This is a genomic window from Marinobacter halodurans, assembly GCF_004327985.1.
Classification (GTDB): domain Bacteria; phylum Pseudomonadota; class Gammaproteobacteria; order Pseudomonadales; family Oleiphilaceae; genus Marinobacter_A; species Marinobacter_A halodurans.
This window is the reverse complement of the sequence record NZ_SJDL01000032.1, coordinates 34,899-50,453: the sequence shown is the minus strand read 5'-3', so window position 1 is coordinate 50,453 and position 15,555 is coordinate 34,899. Positions and strand designations below refer to the sequence as shown.

Here is a 15,555-nt window from a genome sequence, read left to right as displayed (position 1 = left end):
TGCCGGTGCCGGCCTTACGCCAGTTTCTTGTACTTCATGCGCTGGGGCACCATCGCGGAATCGCCCTTGCGCTGCTTGTGGTCCTCGTCGTACTCGGAGAAGTTGCCCTCGAAGAATACGGCTTCGCTGTCGCCCTCGAAGGCGAGGATGTGGGTGGCCACACGGTCCAGGAACCAGCGGTCGTGCGAGATCACCAGCGCGGCGCCCGGGAAGTTCAGCAGCGCTTCTTCCAGCGCCCGCAGGGTTTCCACATCCAGGTCGTTGGTCGGTTCGTCCAGCAGCAGGACGTTGCCGCCTTCCTTCAACAGCTTGGCCAGGTGCAGGCGGTTGCGCTCGCCTCCGGACAGGTCGCCGACCCGCTTCTGCTGGTCGCTGCCCTTGAAGTTGAAACGGCCCACATAGGCGCGGGACGGCGTCTGGTAGTTACCCACCTGGATGATATCCTGGCCATCGCTCAGTTCTTCCCAGACGGTCTTGTCGCCGTCCAGGTCGCGCATCTGGTCGACGTAGGCCAGCTTGACGGTCTCGCCGACGGTGATAGTGCCGGCATCCGGCTGGTCGACGCCGGCGATCATGCGGAACAGGGTGGATTTACCCGCCCCGTTACCGCCGATAATGCCGACGATGGCGCCCGGCGGTACCCGGAAGTTGAGGTTCTCATAGAGCAGGCGACCTTCGAAGGCCTTGCTCACGCCTTCCACCTCGATCACCTTGTCGCCCAGACGCGGGCCGGGCGGAATGTACAGCTCGTTGGTCTCGTTACGTTTCTGGAAATCCTGGGAGCTCATTTCCTCGAAGCGGGCCAGACGGGCCTTGCTCTTGGACTGGCGACCCTTGGCATTGCTGCGTACCCATTCCAGCTCGTGCTTGATGCTCTTCTGGCGGGCGACTTCCTGCTTGGCCTCGATTTCCAGGCGTTTCTCCTTGGCTTCCAGCCACTGGCTGTAGTTGCCTTCGAAGGGAATGCCCTGGCCGCGGTCCAGCTCCAGGATCCAGCCGGCGACGTTGTCGAGGAAGTAGCGGTCGTGGGTGATGGCCACCACGGTGCCGCTGAAGTCGTGCAGGAAGCGCTCGAGCCAGGCCACGGACTCGGCGTCCAGGTGGTTGGTGGGCTCGTCCAGCAGCAGCATGTCCGGGCTGGACAGCAGCAGGCGGCACAGGGCGACCCGGCGGCGCTCACCGCCGGACAGGTTGACGACTTTTGCATCCCATGCCGGCAGGCGCAGTGCATCGGCGGCGACTTCCAGCTTGCGTTCGATGTCGTGACCGTCGGCGGCCTGGATGAAGCTCTCCAGCTCACCCTGTTTCTTGGCCAGGGCATCGAAGTCCGCATCCGGTTCGGCGTAGGCGGCGTAAACCTGGTCCAGTTCCGTCAGGGCATCGTGGATGCCGGAAACGGCCTCGTCGACGATCTCCTTGACCGTCTTGCTGTCGTCCAGTTCCGGCTCCTGCGGCAGGTAGCCCACGTTGATGCCGGGCTGGGGCCGGGCTTCGCCGATGTAATCCTGGTCGACGCCGGCCATGATGCGCAGCAGTGTCGACTTACCGGCACCGTTCAGACCCAGTACGCCGATCTTGGCGCCGGGGAAGAAGCTCAGGGAGATATCCTTGAGGATTTCGCGCTTGGGCGGGACGACTTTTCCCACGCGATTCATGGTGTAGACGTATTGAGCCATGGTCAGGCAATGTCCTCTCGTTGCAATGGGGACGGCCGGGGTGTGGATAACCGCGTCGGGACCCCGGAAAAGATCAGATTCAGAAGGCGTACTACGGTAGCGAAACAGGGTGGTTTTGGCAATTCGGCAAGGCCTGTAACGCCGCCTGCGAAAAACCCGTATCATGCGGGTTAAAAGATGATTTAAGGCGGGCTTTTGGGCTAGAATACGGGCCCTCCAAATTTCTGATCAGCCATACAGGGGCAGCGCATCCATGTTTAACCGTGATATGAAAATCGCCGGCTTCGATGATGATGTCTGGAACGCCATCCAGGCGGAGAGCGAGCGGCAGGAAGCTCACATCGAGCTGATTGCGTCGGAGAACTATACCAGCCCGCGAGTCATGGAAGCGCAGGGTAGTGTCCTGACCAACAAGTATGCTGAAGGTTACCCGGGCAAGCGCTACTACGGCGGCTGCGAACACGTCGACGTGGTTGAGGCTCTGGCCATCGAACGCGCCAGGAAGCTGTTCGGCGCCGCTTACGCCAACGTTCAGCCGCACTCCGGCTCCCAGGCCAACAGTGCCGTCTACATGGCGTTGGTCAAGCCGGGTGATACCGTGCTGGGCATGAGCCTGGCCCATGGCGGTCACCTGACCCACGGTGCGTCCGTCAACTTCTCCGGCAAGATCTACAAGGCTGTCCAGTATGGTCTGGACCCCGACACCGGTCTGATCGACTACGACGAGGTCGAGCGTCTGGCGGAAGAGCACAAGCCGAAGATGATCGTGGCCGGTTTCTCCGCGTATTCCCAGCACCTGGACTTCGCCCGTTTCCGCGCGATCGCGGACAAGGTGGGCGCATACCTGTTTGTGGACATGGCCCACGTGGCCGGCCTGGTGGCCGCCGGTGTCTATCCGGACCCGATGCCCCATGCCCACGTTGTCGCCACCACCACCCACAAGACCCTGCGCGGTCCCCGTGGCGGCCTGATCCTGGCGTGTGCCGATGAAGACATTCAGAAGAAACTGAACTCCGCCGTATTCCCGGGCGGCCAGGGCGGCCCGCTGATGCACGTCATCGCAGGCAAGGCTGTCTGCTTCAAGGAAGCCATGGGCGATGAGTTCCGCGATTACCAGAAGCAGGTCATCAAGAACGCCCAGGCCATGGCCAGCGTTTTCATCGAGCGCGGTTTTGACGTGGTCTCCGGCGGCACCAAGAACCACCTGTTCCTGTTGAGCCTGATCAAGCAGGACATCACCGGTAAGGATGCCGATGCCGCTCTGGGCAAGGCACACATCACCGTCAACAAGAACGCCGTGCCCAACGACCCGCGCTCGCCGTTCGTGACCTCCGGTCTGCGCATCGGTACGCCGGCGGTGACCACCCGGGGTTTCGGGGAAGGCGAGTGCCGCGATCTGGCCGGCTGGATCTGTGACATCCTCGATGATCTGGACAACGAGTCGACCATCAACCGTGTACGCGAGCAGGTCCAGGATCTGTGTAAGCGTTTCCCGGTGTATGCCGGCTGAGCGTTGACACTTTGACGGGGCGCTGGCCGGCGCCCCGACGGGGCTGGGAGTAGCCAAGATGCATTGTCCGTTTTGCGGTGAAGCAGACACCAAGGTTATCGATTCACGACTGGTGGCCGAAGGTGACCAGGTGCGTCGCCGCCGTGAGTGCCTGTCCTGCAAGGAGCGGTTCACGACCTTCGAGTCGGCGGAACTGGTCATGCCCCGCGTGGTCAAGCAGGACGGCACGCGCCAGCCCTTCGATGAGGACAAGCTGCGCTCCGGCATCATGAAGGCGCTGGAGAAGCGGCCGGTCAGCATCGAGGAAATCGAGGCGTCGCTCAATCGCATCAAGTTCCGTCTGCGCTCGAAAGGCGAGCGCGAGATCAAGTCCATGGAGCTGGGCGAAGAGGTGATGACGGAGCTGCGCCAGCTCGATAAGGTGGCCTACGTCCGTTTTGCCTCGGTCTACCGCAGTTTTCAGGATATCAACGAGTTCAAGGAAGAGATTGAACGCCTGACCGTCCACATGGGCGACAAGGCGGATGCGGTCGACGTCGCCAAGGCGCTGACCGCGCCTGACAACTCCAAGGACTGAAGGACGGCCGCATTGAGTTCCCGGAATGAGCAGGCCCGTACCGACGCCGCCATGATGGCCCGCGCCATCCAACTGGCCTGGCGCGGGCGTTTCTCCACCCACCCCAATCCCCGCGTGGGCTGCGTGATCTGTCAGGGTGACGCTGTCGTCGGCGAAGGCTGGCACGAGCGGGCCGGCGAGCCCCACGCTGAAGTGCACGCCCTGCGTGCCGCCGGCGAACGGGCCCGGGGCGCGACGGCGTATGTGACCCTGGAGCCCTGTAGCCATTACGGGCGCACGCCGCCCTGTGCCGATGCGCTGGTGAGCGCCGGTGTTAGCCGGGTGGTGGTGGCCATGATCGATCCCAACCCGTCCGTGGCTGGCGCAGGCCTGCACCGGCTGCGCGAGGCCGGTATCGAGGTGGTCGAAGGTGTCCTGGCCGCCGAGGCCGAGATCCTTAATCCCGGTTATCTCTATCGGATGCGTCGTGGGCGCCCTTTCTTCCGGGTCAAGGTGGCGGCCAGCCTGGACGGTCGAACGGCGATGGCGTCGGGTGAAAGCCAGTGGATTACTGGTCCGGCCGCCCGTCGCGACGTCCAGCGCCTGCGCGCCATGAGTGATGCCATACTGACCGGAGTGGGGACGATTCTCGCGGATGATCCGTCGCTGACCGTACGGCCGGACGAGATGGGCGATCTGCACGACGCGGTGCCACCCGGCCCCCAACCGCAGCGGATTATTCTGGACACCCAACTGCGGACGCCGCCAACGGCCCGCGTGTTGGGTAACGGGCCGGTCGTGATTTTCTGTGGCGAGACGATGGCCAGCAGTGACGCCGCCCACGAACTGACCGCCCGCGGCGCGCGTATACAGCCATTGCCGCTCATGGCCGGACGGCTGGCACTGCCCGCCGTGGCCCGGGCAATCGCCGAGGCCGGTATCAACGAGGTGTTGGTGGAAGCCGGGCCCACCCTGGCCGGTGCGGCCGTATCGGCCAATCTGGTGGATGAATTCTGGCTGTACCAGGCGCCGGTGTTCCTGGGCAGCGACGGTCGACCGACGGTGACGCTGCCGCTGAGCCGGATGGCTGAGCGCAAATTCTGGAAGGTCCGCGAGCGTCGCCAGTTCGGTGATGACCTGCGCCTGATCCTGACGCCGGATGCCGCAGACGCCTGAAAACGGCAGCGCGGCGGTCCGGGATCGGGTGACGACCTGTTTTCTGACAAAGGGTGCAATCTGTTATGGCACTGAACACGATCGAAGAGATTATTGAGGACATCCGTCAGGGCAAGATGGTCATCCTGATGGACGACGAGGACCGGGAGAATGAGGGTGACCTGGTCATGGCCGCGGAATTCTGCACGCCGGAAGCCATCAACTTCATGGCCCGGCATGGCCGCGGCCTGATCTGCATGCCCATGACCCGTGAACGCTGCGAGCAGTTGGACCTGCCCCTGATGGTGCAGAAGAACGCCTCCGGATTCGGGACCAAGTTCACGCTCTCGATTGAAGCAGCAGAAGGGGTGAGTACCGGCATCTCCGCGGCCGATCGTGCGCGGACGGTGCTGGCGGCGGCCGCCAAGGATGCCAAGCCGTCCGATATCGTCCAGCCGGGGCACATCTTCCCGCTGATGAGTGACCCGGGCGGCGTGCTGAGTCGGGCCGGTCATACCGAGGCCTCCTGTGACCTGGCAGCTCTGGCGGGAGCCGAGCCCACCGGCGTGATCTGCGAGATCATGAACGATGACGGCTCCATGGCCCGACGCGAGGATCTCGAGGCCTTTGCCGAGAGGCACGGTCTGAAAATCGGCACCATTGCGGACCTGATTCACTACCGCACCCTGCACGAGCGCACCATCGAGTGCCTGGAAGCGCACGAGCTGGATACGGAATACGGCATGTTCCAGCTGCACACCTATCGCGACACCATCCAGGGCGGCACCCATCTGGCACTGACCATGGGCGATGTGCAGGAAGGCGACCCGGTCCTGGTGCGGGTCCACATCACCGACACCCTGCGTGACCTGCTGGGTGCGCGTCGCACCGGATCCCACAGCTGGCCCCTGCACCGGGCTCTGGAACGAGTCGGGGCGGAAGGCCGTGGTGTGGTGGTCATCCTGAACAGTGGCGAAGACAGCTACAATCTGGATGACCGGATTCACGAATTCTTTGATGAAGGGCCCCGTTCGGCGGCCAAGGGCAGCTCCGGCGTCTACTTCACCGTCGGCACCGGTTCCCAGATCCTGCGCGACCTGGGGGTTGGCAAGATGCGTCTGCTCAGTGCGCCGATCAAGTTCTCCGCGATTTCCGGCTTCGACCTGGAAGTGGTGGAATACCTGCCCTTCAACCCATAAACCACCGGTGTCCGTTGTAACCGGACCCGGAAACAGGAGTCAGACATGTCTGGAATCAAGACGCTGGAAGGTGATTTTACCCAGTGCAGCGGGCGTTATGCGCTCGTCGTCGGCCGCTTCAATGCGTTCGTCGTGGAAAGCCTGGTTGAAGGCGCGATCGATACGTTGCGCCGCCATGGCATCGCCGAGAGCGACATCACCCTGATCCGGGTGCCCGGCGCCTATGAAATGCCGCTGGCGGTCAAGCGCGTTGCCGAGACCGGCCAGTACGATGCGATCATCGCGCTGGGCGCGGTCATCCGTGGCGGTACACCGCATTTCGATTACGTGGCCGGCGAAGCGTCCAGCGGCCTGGGCGTCGTCAGCCTGGACACCAACGTGCCGGTGGCCTTTGGTGTGCTGACCGTCGATTCCATCGAGCAGGCCATCGAGCGCTCCGGTACCAAAGCCGGCAACAAAGGGGCCGAGGCGGCCGTGACCGCGCTGGAAATGGTCAGCCTGTTCAAGAAGATAGGTGAATGATGAGCGACCAGGAACCGACCACGCCGGAAGGGCCCGGCAGCCGCGCCCCGAGAGCCGGTGAACGGCGCCGGGCGCGTGCCCTGGTGATGCAGGCGCTGTATCACCGCCATTATTCCAAGAGCTCGATCAGCGACATCGAGGCGGAATTCATGGTGGATAACGATATGTCCAAGGTGGACTCCGCCTATTTCCGCGATCTGTTGCGCGGCATCCATCGCGAGCAGGACGACCTGGACCGGACCTTCGAGCCTTTCCTCGATCGCCCGCTGGGCGAGGTGGATCCGATCGAATTGGCCATCCTGCGTTTGGGCACCTACGAGCTCAAGCATCGCATCGATGTGCCCTATCGGGTGGTCATCAACGAAGGCATTGAACTGGCCAAACGATTCGGCGGGACCGAGGGGCACAAGTTCGTCAACAGCGTGCTCGACAAGCTGAGCCGACGCCTGCGACTGGCAGAGACGCGGCCGCGCTGATTGCCGGCGGCGCCACTGGAGTCGACGATGGGCGAGTTCGAGCTGATCCAACGGTATTTCCAGCCGGTAGCGCGGGATACGGCACACCCGGATGTCAAGCTGGGCATCGGCGACGACTGCGCGATTCAGCGTATTCCGCCCGGGCATGAGCTGGTGTTTTCCGTCGATACCCTGGTGGAAGGCGTTCACTTTCCAAGCCGCTACGCCCCGGACCGGCTGGCCCGACGCGCACTGGCGGTCGCTGCCAGCGATCTGGCGGCGATGGGGGCGAAACCGGTCTGCTTCACGCTGGCCATGACGTTGCCGAAGGCCGACGCTCATTGGCTGGAGAGGTTCTCGTCCGAACTGGCGCAGGCCGGTCGGGAATTCGGACTGGCGCTGGCCGGCGGCGATACCACGCGCGGCCCGCTCACGTTAACGATTCAGGTGCACGGCACGGTACCGGAAGGGCAGGCACTGCTTCGAAGCGGAGCGCAGCCCGGAGATCTGGTGGTGGTTTCCGGCACGCTTGGGGATGCAGCGGCCGCGCTCGACTACCTGGAGACCGGGGCTCCGTCGCAATACCAGCAGACTCTCCTCGATCGCTATAACCGGCCGCAACCCCGATTGGCTCTCGGGCAACTGCTCCGTAATCGGGCAAGTGCCGCCATCGATATCTCGGACGGGTTGCTGGCGGACCTCGGACACCTGCTGCAGGCGTCGGGGTGTGGCGCGGTGATCGACGCCGGTCGCATACCGCTGTCGCCCGCCCTGCGCGACTTGGCGGGAGAGGAGGCTATCGGGCATGCGTTGCGGGGCGGGGACGACTACGAGTTGTGTTTTACGTTGCCTGCCCGGTTCCGGGATGCGTTGCATCGCCAGAGCCCCATTCCGCTTCAGGTTATTGGTGACGTGGTCGCCGAGCCTGGGCTTACGCTGTTGAATGCCGACAAGCATGCCACGCCGGGGCGCTCCGGTTATGAGCATTTCGGAGCCGATAATGACTGATCCCTCCCTGCCACAGCAGGAGCCGGAGCAGATCGAGCCGATATTACCGCCGCATTTCCTGCGCGATCCGGTACACCTGCTGGCCTTTGGTTTCGGTAGTGGCGCCGTCAACCGTGCCCCGGGCACCTGGGGAAGCCTGGCCGCGATTCCGTTGTACTGGCTCCTGTTCTGGTTGCCGGGGCCGGTCTACTGGATCGCGATTGTCGGCTTTTTCCTGCTGGGTATCTGGCTGTGTGGGAAAACCGCCCGGGACCTGAAAGTACACGACCATGGTGGCATCGTCTGGGATGAGTTCGTGGGGATGTGGATTGTCCTCGGGCTGCATCCGCAAACGCTGGAAGGTGTACTGATCGCTTTCGTGGCCTTCCGTTTCTTTGACGTGCTCAAGCCCTGGCCAATCAGTTGGATCGACCGGCACACGCCCGGGGGGCTGGGCATCATGATCGACGATGTGATCGCCGGCTTCATGGCGATGGCACTGGTCTATGTCGTTGACCAGACGCTCATTCCGTTTGCCCTGTGAACCTGGCCCCAGTGGTCAGTGGATATCCTCGGGCAACAGGCTGATCACGTGCAAAAAGCGTCGCAGCCCAACCTCGGCACGATCACGGGAGGCGAACGGCCCGCTGTCGAAGCCTTCCCTGGTGGTGAAATACCATTTGCCTCCCACGCAGAAAAAGCGACTGCTGCGGAAAGGCACCGGCCCGGCTTCACCGGCACGCTTGTTGGTATCCATCTGGCGTCTCCTTTCTCCAACCCTCCGGTTGAGCGCTGTTTTTCTTATTATGGATTGATGCCGATCCATTCAATTTAATGCAAACGGGTCCGATTTCAATCAAAAGTTTGCAAACGGCCTGTTTCCCGATGGCGTGGGGCAGGCCGCCGTCTTGCGCTTGGCTGAGGCAATCGTCAAAATGCCCCTTCGGTCGCCGCGCCCCGGGCGGATCAGCGGCCTTCCTTCACTGAATCATTATCGCGAGGTTTTCATGGCATCTGGTCAGAACAGACAGGGAATTTTCACGTGTTTGAAGCTCATGGTCGCACTGTTTGCCGTCGTTGCCATGGCAGGCTGCAGCAGCGCTTTCAAGCAGGTGCAAACCTGGGAAGGTCCCGAGGCGCAGCCCGGGCAGGTTGCCCTTCTGCACAAGCCAGGTTCGGTGAAGATCGTCTCCGTCAATGGTCGGGAGATGGCCAACTACCTCACTGACGATCTGGAGCTGACTTACGAACTGCTGCCCGGCCAGAACACCGTGGTGTTCACCTACAAGACCATCTGGGCCAAGCAGGGCGTAGTCAACAATGGCGAGTCGAAGGTTCATGTGATCGAAACCGATCCGCAGCAGGTGGTGATCAATGCCCGCGCCGGCGAGTCTTACCACTTTGTCCTGCCCACGGCGGAAACGCGCAGCGAGGCGGAGAGCATCCGCCAGAACTTCCAGGCCAAGGTGGTTAACGAGCAGAACCGTCAGGTGGCGGTGTCGTCCGAATTCGTGAAGCCGGCGCCCCAGTTGCCCACACTGCCGGGAGCCCCGGCAACGGCGGCAGCGGCAACTACCGGGGCCGCCGCTACAACAGCCCCATCAACCGCGCCGGCACAGGCGCCGACCGTACCGGCTGCAGCCAATAACCTGCCGACACTGGAAGGCCTGAAGGTGCTTTGGGAGCGGGCCTCGACCGAAGACAAAAAGAACTTCCTGCGCTGGGCGTTCCAGTGATTTGAGAGGGATGACCAGCAACAACCGGGCTTCGGCCCGGTTTTTTTATGCCCTGCGTCAATGACGCAGTTTGTTGATGGATTTCTGGATGGCCCCTTCAATCAGGTGCAGCGTGTCGTCCAGCAATGTGGATCCGTGGCCGGGTTGCTCCAGTTCCGGCGGCATCTCGGCGGGCAGGTTTTCCGCCGCCGACTCGATGGCTTGCAGGCTGTCCTCCACCAGGTCCACCAGCCGGTGGCCGTCAGGGACCACATCCGGACACAGCGTGAAGTTGAGGGTCAACTGGCCTTCGTAGCTGACGGCGACGATCACCAGCCCCATGCTGTCGAAGAGCGGTGCTGAGTTGTATTGGTGGCTGAGACGCGCGCCTTGCAGATACAGTGGGACCTGTGGTCCCGGCACGTTGGTGATGGGCACGTTGAACACCGGATGGTAGCGCTGGGCCAGTTGCAGCTCGCTGTAAAGACGGGCGGACAGCGCCAGCATGGTCGACGGCACCAGCTCGGTCAGGCGGTCCGCGGCGATGGCTTCCTGGTAGGGTTCGGAGGCAACGGCGTTCCAATGGATGCGCCGAATCCGCGACGCGGGACAGGGTTGGTTGGTCGCCAGGTCCAGCAGCATCGCCGACATCTGGTTGCCGGTGGGCCGGCGCAGGCTCTTCGAGCGGACCGACACGGGCGTCATGGCGACCAGCGAGCGGGTCAGGTCGGCGCCGTGCTCTTCCATGTAACGTCGCAGCACTTCGGCGCACAGGCCCAGCACCACATCGTTGAGGGTGACATCGCCAATGGCCGCCTTGATGCTCTTGAGGCGTGACAGGGGTACGCTCTTGCCAAGGATCTGACGGTTGCCCGTGATCTGTCGGTTGAACGGGCTGTGTGGTGCCGAAAACAGGGGCAGCGGCAGGGGCAGTTTGCGCAGCTGCTTCTGGATCATGCCGTGGGTGGTTGCCTCGACCGCATTGGCGGCCAGCGAGGCCATCCGGAATGGCTTGCGCAACAGGTTGGTGCCTACCTGGAACAGCGCCCTCTGGTCGCTCGGCGCGGGGCGTGGCTGCCAGGGCTGCGGTGGTCGAATCGGGTCCGGCGTGGGGCTGTATTCCAGCAGCTTGCCCATAATCTCCTCACCGCTGAACGCGTCGATGGCGGCATGATGCAGGCGGACGATCAGGGCGAAGCCACGGGCGTCCTCCCCGTCCTCGGGCGTGCCTGGCGTGCGCAGGCCGTCAACGAAGGTGATGTGCCAGAGGGGCCGGTCCCGCTTGAGCGGTTCCTGCAGGATGCGGGAGGCCAGGGCGATCAGGCTGTCCTGGTCGTTGCGGGCGCCCATCTTCACGTACGCCAGGTGGCGCTCGATGGAGAAGTTGGCGTCATCGACCCAGTAGGGATGGCCCAGCCGGAATGGGATGGGTTGAAGCTTTTCCCGGAAGAAGGGCACCACGTGCAGCCGGCTGCGCAGGTAGGAGACAAACGTGCTGAACGACAGGGGTTTCTGGCAATCCTGGCCATCGAAGATGTAGATGCCTCCGATGTGCATCGGAGCCGTATCGGATTCGAGATAGAGAAACGAGGCATCCAGTTCGGACAACTGCCGCATGAAGAACTCCCTGCGTTAACGGCCTGACAAGAATAAAATCGACGCGAGGCCATTTTGCTCTGCCGGCCGGATGGCGTCGAGTGTCATTGCGGGCTTTTTTCCGGGCCTGTGAGGCCTTTCCGGCGATTCTACTGGGTATGCGGGTCGATCCAGCGGCTGAACTGCCCGGGTTCCGACAGGCGATCCCAGAACCATTTCAGCGCATTGCCCTGGCAGCGTTGTTCGCCGGTCTGGTTTTCCTGGTGGCGGGCCAGGTAGATCACCGCCGGCTGCCGCACGGCTTCGACGTCCAGCTCCACGAGCTCCCCGCGTTCGAGGCGGTCGCGAATCAGGGGCTCGGGCAGCCATCCCACGCCCAAACCTGCCTGCTGGGCGCTGATCTTCTGCTCCACATTGGTCACGGTAATGGTCCGCTGCCGGGAAAAGATGCCGGCGGTCGCCGGTTGCAGGTGGCGGGCTGAGTCGGCGGCGACGATGGCCGGGAAGCCGGCGATCTCTTCCTCGCTGATGGGGCCCTTATGGGACGCCAGGGGGTGGTTGGGCGCAACGGCGTAACGGAAGGGGATCTGGCCCAGGATGCGTGTCATGAACTGTCCGGCCGGGCGGCTCAGGGCATCGGCCCCGAAGACCAGGTCCACCCGGCGGCACTGCAGGGCGTCCCAGGCGCCCGTGAATACTTCCTCGATCAGCTGGATCTCCACCGGGACCCCCAGGGCCTGGAAGTCGCGGATGGCCGGATAGAGGGCCTGCATGGGTAGCAGGCTGTTAACGGCGATCTTGATCCGGGTTTCCCAGCCCTGTGCCACTTGCTTGGTGGCGTGGGCAAGGGCATCGGTTGCATCGAGGAGGGCGCGTCCCTCCTCCAGCAGGTAGCGGCCTGCGGGTGTCAGCCTGGCTCGATGTCCGGAGCGATCGAAAATCTCGATGTCCAGGTCGTCTTCCAGTTTCTGCACGGTGTAACTGATGGCGGAGGGGACCCGGAAGAGTTCCGACGCGGCGCCTGCAAAGCTGCCGCGTCGGTCGATGGCATCGAGAACCTTGAGGGCGTCGATCGTGATCGCGTTATGCATGTTCAGTCATTCTGATGGAGTTGGCCAGAAAACATCGTTTGAGTGGCTGCCAGTGTAGCCGTAGTCTGCCAGATAGAACCAGCGTTAAGGCCTGCAGGCCGAGAGCGCATCGACAGCATGATTGATGGGAGGAGACATGGGACTGCTGGTAAACGGCCAATGGCAGGACAAGTGGTACGACACCCGCAAAAGCGGCGGCAAGTTCGAGCGCGAGAGCGCCCGGTTCCGCAACTGGGTGACCGCGGACGGTTCCCCGGGCCCGAGCGGCGAAGGCGGCTTTGCGGCCGAGTCCGGCCGTTATCACCTGTACGTATCGAGGGCGTGCCCCTGGGCCCACCGGACGCTGATCTTCCGTGAGCTGAAAGGACTGGCCCCGCACATTTCCGTCTCGGTGGTGCACCCCCACATGCTGGAAAACGGCTGGGAGTTCCGGCCCGACGATCCGGCCCACCGCGATGACATCAACGGCAGGCGCTTCCTGCATGAGGTCTACACGTCGGTGGCGCCGGATTACACCGGGCGTGTCACGGTGCCGGTGCTCTGGGACAAGGCGCAGGGGCAAATCGTCAGTAACGAATCGGCCGAGATCATCCGCATGTTCAATCGGGCGTTCGACGGCATCGAGGGCGTGCGGGCCGACCTGGACCTGTATCCGCAAGCGCTGCGAGAGGACATCGATGCGGTGAACCAGCGGGTCTACGATGCGGTCAACAACGGTGTCTACAAGGCCGGGTTTGCCACTGCGCAGGATGCCTACGAAAAAGCCTACGCAGCCCTGTTCGACAGCCTGGACTGGCTGGACGACCGGCTTGCGACCCAGCGTTACCTGGTGGGCAACGTGCCGACGGAAGCCGACTGGCGCCTGTTCACGACACTGGTGCGTTTCGATGCTGTCTACTACTCGCACTTCAAGTGCAACCGGCAGTTGCTCGCCAGCTTCCCGAACCTCGCCGGTTACCTGCGCGACCTGTATCAGGTGCCCGGCGTGGCAGGGACAGTGGATCTGGAGCAGATCAAACAGCATTACTACGTGAGTCAGCGGACGGTGAATCCGACGCAGATTGTACCGGTCGGGCCTGCGGTCACGCTGGCGGCGCCCCACGGACGGGATGCGCTGGGGCCGCGTTTCCCGGGCTGATCGGAATCGGTCAGGCCGTCCGGGCGACGGCGACCTCGGTCAGGAGAATTAGCGCCTCCTTCTGGGCGGAGTCGGGCAGGTCGGCGACGCAGGCACACGCCAGTTCGGCCTCTTCCCGCGCCCGGCTGACAGTGTAGTCCAGCGCGCCGGAGGTCTCGACGATCTCGAGGATGCGCGACAACTCGTCCAGGCCGCCCTTGCGAATGGCTGAGCGGATCAGTTGGCTGTCCAGCTCATTGGCGTGGGCCATGGCGTGGATCAGCGGCAGCGTGGGTTTGCCCTCCGCCAGGTCGTCGCCGACGTTCTTGCCCATTTCATCGGCGTTGCCGCGATAGTCCAGCACGTCATCGACCAACTGGAAAGCCATGCCCAGATGCTTGCCGTAGGCCTTCAGGCGGTTTTCGTCGTCACTGCCCGCGCCGGCCAGGAGGGCGCCGGAGTGGGAGGCGGCTTCGAACAGCATGGCGGTCTTGTTGTGGATGACCGTCATGTACTGACTTTCCGAGATATCCGGATTCCGCGTGTTCATCAACTGCAGGACTTCGCCCTCGGCGATCACCACCGTGGCGTTGGAGAGGACGTCCATGATCGGCATGCTGCCCAGTTCGACCATCATCTGGAAGGCACGGGAGTAGAGGAAATCCCCGACCAGCACACTGGGTGCGTTGCCCCAGCGGGCGTTGGCCGTGGCCTTGCCGCGTCGCAGGTCCGAGGTGTCCACCACGTCATCATGCAGCAGTGTGGCGGTATGCAGGAACTCGATCACGGCGGCGAGCTTGAGGTGGTCGTCCTCCTCGTAGCCCAGGGCGCGGGCGGTCAGCAGGACCAGCAGGGGGCGTAGTCGCTTGCCACCACTTTCGACAATGTACTGCGCAATCTTCTCGACCAGGGGGACATCGGAGGAAAGCCGGTGTGTAATCAGGTCATTGACGCGGGCAAAATCGTCCGCGACGGTTTCATAGATACGCTGCGCTGTCATGCGGATGATCCGGTCATTATCGGGTAGGACGCGGCAATGCTAGGTATTGCTCCGGGGACTGTCAACTTGGGCGTCGGGTCCGTCGTCGCTGGATCCACTATGGCACCATTTAGGCGTACTGGAAATGGCGCCGGTCGACGCTTGTAAAGGGCGGCCGCTTTTCGTACAATTGCGCGCCCTAACTCATCCCAACCTGCGCTCCCTGCTATAGGGTCGCCAGAGCGCTTCCCTTAGAACCAGGTGGATTAAAGAGCAGGGATGGGTCAATTGCCGGTCTGCAAACGGTTGGGCGCAGGCCTGTTACACAGCGGAGAAGCTCATGTACGCAGTGATTGTCAGCGGTGGTAAGCAGCACCGCGTCGCTGAAGGCGAAGTCCTGAAGCTGGAAAAGATTGAAGTTGAAACCGGTGGTACCGTCGAATTCGACAAGGTGCTGCTGGTTGCCAATGGCGACGACGTTAAAGTCGGCGAGCCGGTTGTCAGTGGTGCCAAGGTGACGGCTGAAGTCGTTCGTCACGGCCGCGGTGACAAGGTTCAGATCATCAAGTTCCGTCGTCGTAAGCACAGCATGAAGCGTCAGGGCCACCGTCAGTGGTTCACTGAAGTCAAGATCACGGGTATCCAGGGCTGAGGCTCTGAAACCCCATTAGAGGAGGCTAGTCATGGCTCATAAAAAGGCAGCAGGTAGTACCCGTAACGGTCGCGATTCCGAGTCGAAACGACTTGGTGTGAAGCGCTTCGGTGGTCAGGTGGTTAGCGCCGGCAGCATCATCGTTCGTCAGCGCGGCACCCGTTTTCACGCCGGCACCAACGTAGGCCTGGGTCGTGATCACACGCTGTTCGCCAAGTCGGACGGTGTCGTGAAGTTCGAGACCAAGGGTCCCGAGAGCCGCAAGGTTGTGAGCATCGTTCCAGCCCAGTAAGGGGCCGAGCGTATACAGCCATTGCTGTTCACAAGAAGCCCCGCAGCTTTGAA

At 62.9% G+C, this 15,555-nt stretch carries 17 protein-coding genes; 12 read left to right on the top strand and 5 right to left on the bottom strand.

What is annotated here, in order from left to right; genetic code table 11:
* Positions 1-14: 14 nt before the first annotated feature.
* Entirely contained in the window at positions 15-1,676 is a 1,662-nt protein-coding gene (gene ettA, locus EZI54_RS17685; protein ID WP_131483209.1) for an energy-dependent translational throttle protein EttA, read from the bottom strand.
* A 253-nt stretch (positions 1,677-1,929) separates the two neighbouring features.
* Between ettA and glyA the strand changes: the two genes are divergently transcribed.
* The 8 genes from glyA (at position 1,930) to EZI54_RS17645 (ending at position 8,604) form a co-directional block, all read left to right on the top strand.
* On the top strand, positions 1,930-3,186 hold the full coding sequence (glyA, locus tag EZI54_RS17680; protein ID WP_131483208.1) for a serine hydroxymethyltransferase: 1,257 nt from the start codon (positions 1,930-1,932) through the stop codon (positions 3,184-3,186).
* Positions 3,187-3,244: 58 nt separating this feature from the next.
* Complete coding sequence (gene nrdR, locus EZI54_RS17675; RefSeq protein WP_131483207.1) at positions 3,245-3,763, top strand: transcriptional regulator NrdR; 519 nt, start codon at positions 3,245-3,247, stop codon at positions 3,761-3,763.
* A 51-nt stretch (positions 3,764-3,814) separates the two neighbouring features.
* The gene (gene ribD, locus EZI54_RS17670; protein ID WP_131483221.1) at positions 3,815-4,918 is read left to right on the top strand and encodes a bifunctional diaminohydroxyphosphoribosylaminopyrimidine deaminase/5-amino-6-(5-phosphoribosylamino)uracil reductase RibD; all 1,104 of its coding nucleotides are present in this window, start codon (positions 3,815-3,817) and stop codon (positions 4,916-4,918) included.
* A 65-nt stretch (positions 4,919-4,983) separates the two neighbouring features.
* On the top strand, positions 4,984-6,096 hold the full coding sequence (gene ribBA / locus EZI54_RS17665) for a bifunctional 3,4-dihydroxy-2-butanone-4-phosphate synthase/GTP cyclohydrolase II (RefSeq protein ID WP_131483206.1): 1,113 nt from the start codon (positions 4,984-4,986) through the stop codon (positions 6,094-6,096).
* A gap of 45 nt (positions 6,097-6,141) precedes the next feature.
* Complete coding sequence (gene ribH / locus EZI54_RS17660) at positions 6,142-6,618, top strand: 6,7-dimethyl-8-ribityllumazine synthase (RefSeq protein ID WP_131483205.1); 477 nt, start codon at positions 6,142-6,144, stop codon at positions 6,616-6,618.
* Positions 6,618-7,094 (top strand): transcription antitermination factor NusB, encoded by a 477-nt coding sequence (gene nusB / locus EZI54_RS17655; RefSeq protein ID WP_131483220.1) that lies wholly within the window; start codon positions 6,618-6,620, stop codon positions 7,092-7,094. The genes ribH and nusB overlap by 1 nt, the downstream gene beginning before the upstream one ends.
* A gap of 27 nt (positions 7,095-7,121) precedes the next feature.
* Entirely contained in the window at positions 7,122-8,081 is a 960-nt protein-coding gene (gene thiL, locus EZI54_RS17650; protein ID WP_131483204.1) for a thiamine-phosphate kinase, read from the top strand.
* Positions 8,074-8,604, top strand: coding sequence for a phosphatidylglycerophosphatase A family protein (locus EZI54_RS17645; protein WP_242674512.1), 531 nt, complete (start codon positions 8,074-8,076; stop codon positions 8,602-8,604). Before thiL ends, EZI54_RS17645 begins: the two co-directional genes overlap by 8 nt.
* A gap of 15 nt (positions 8,605-8,619) precedes the next feature.
* On the opposite strand, the gene EZI54_RS17640 is transcribed toward EZI54_RS17645, so the two are convergent.
* Positions 8,620-8,817 (bottom strand): DUF6316 family protein, encoded by a 198-nt coding sequence (locus EZI54_RS17640; RefSeq protein ID WP_131483202.1) that lies wholly within the window; start codon positions 8,815-8,817, stop codon positions 8,620-8,622.
* A 298-nt stretch (positions 8,818-9,115) separates the two neighbouring features.
* On the opposite strand from EZI54_RS17640, the gene EZI54_RS17635 reads away from it, so the two are divergent.
* Positions 9,116-9,796 (top strand): DUF2057 family protein, encoded by a 681-nt coding sequence (locus tag EZI54_RS17635; RefSeq protein ID WP_165495788.1) that lies wholly within the window; start codon positions 9,116-9,118, stop codon positions 9,794-9,796.
* A gap of 57 nt (positions 9,797-9,853) precedes the next feature.
* Here EZI54_RS17635 and EZI54_RS17630 read toward each other — a convergent pair whose 3' ends face one another.
* A complete protein-coding gene (locus EZI54_RS17630; protein ID WP_131483200.1) occupies positions 9,854-11,392 on the bottom strand; it encodes a WS/DGAT/MGAT family O-acyltransferase in 1,539 nt (512 codons plus the stop codon).
* 128 nt (positions 11,393-11,520) lie between these two features.
* A complete protein-coding gene (locus EZI54_RS17625) occupies positions 11,521-12,462 on the bottom strand; it encodes a LysR substrate-binding domain-containing protein (RefSeq protein ID WP_131483199.1) in 942 nt (313 codons plus the stop codon).
* Positions 12,463-12,598: 136 nt separating this feature from the next.
* Between EZI54_RS17625 and EZI54_RS17620 the strand changes: the two genes are divergently transcribed.
* On the top strand, positions 12,599-13,600 hold the full coding sequence (locus EZI54_RS17620) for a glutathione S-transferase family protein (protein WP_131483198.1): 1,002 nt from the start codon (positions 12,599-12,601) through the stop codon (positions 13,598-13,600).
* 10 nt (positions 13,601-13,610) lie between these two features.
* On the opposite strand, the gene ispB is transcribed toward EZI54_RS17620, so the two are convergent.
* Positions 13,611-14,579: an octaprenyl diphosphate synthase gene (gene ispB / locus EZI54_RS17615; protein ID WP_131483197.1), complete on the bottom strand. Its 969-nt coding sequence runs from the start codon at positions 14,577-14,579 to the stop codon at positions 13,611-13,613.
* A gap of 319 nt (positions 14,580-14,898) precedes the next feature.
* On the opposite strand from ispB, the gene rplU reads away from it, so the two are divergent.
* Together rplU and rpmA are read left to right on the top strand one after the other, a co-directional pair.
* Complete coding sequence (rplU, locus tag EZI54_RS17610) at positions 14,899-15,210, top strand: 50S ribosomal protein L21 (protein ID WP_131483196.1); 312 nt, start codon at positions 14,899-14,901, stop codon at positions 15,208-15,210.
* Positions 15,211-15,241: 31 nt separating this feature from the next.
* On the top strand, positions 15,242-15,502 hold the full coding sequence (rpmA, locus tag EZI54_RS17605) for a 50S ribosomal protein L27 (RefSeq protein WP_131483195.1): 261 nt from the start codon (positions 15,242-15,244) through the stop codon (positions 15,500-15,502).
* The last annotated feature ends 53 nt before the right edge of the window (positions 15,503-15,555 follow it).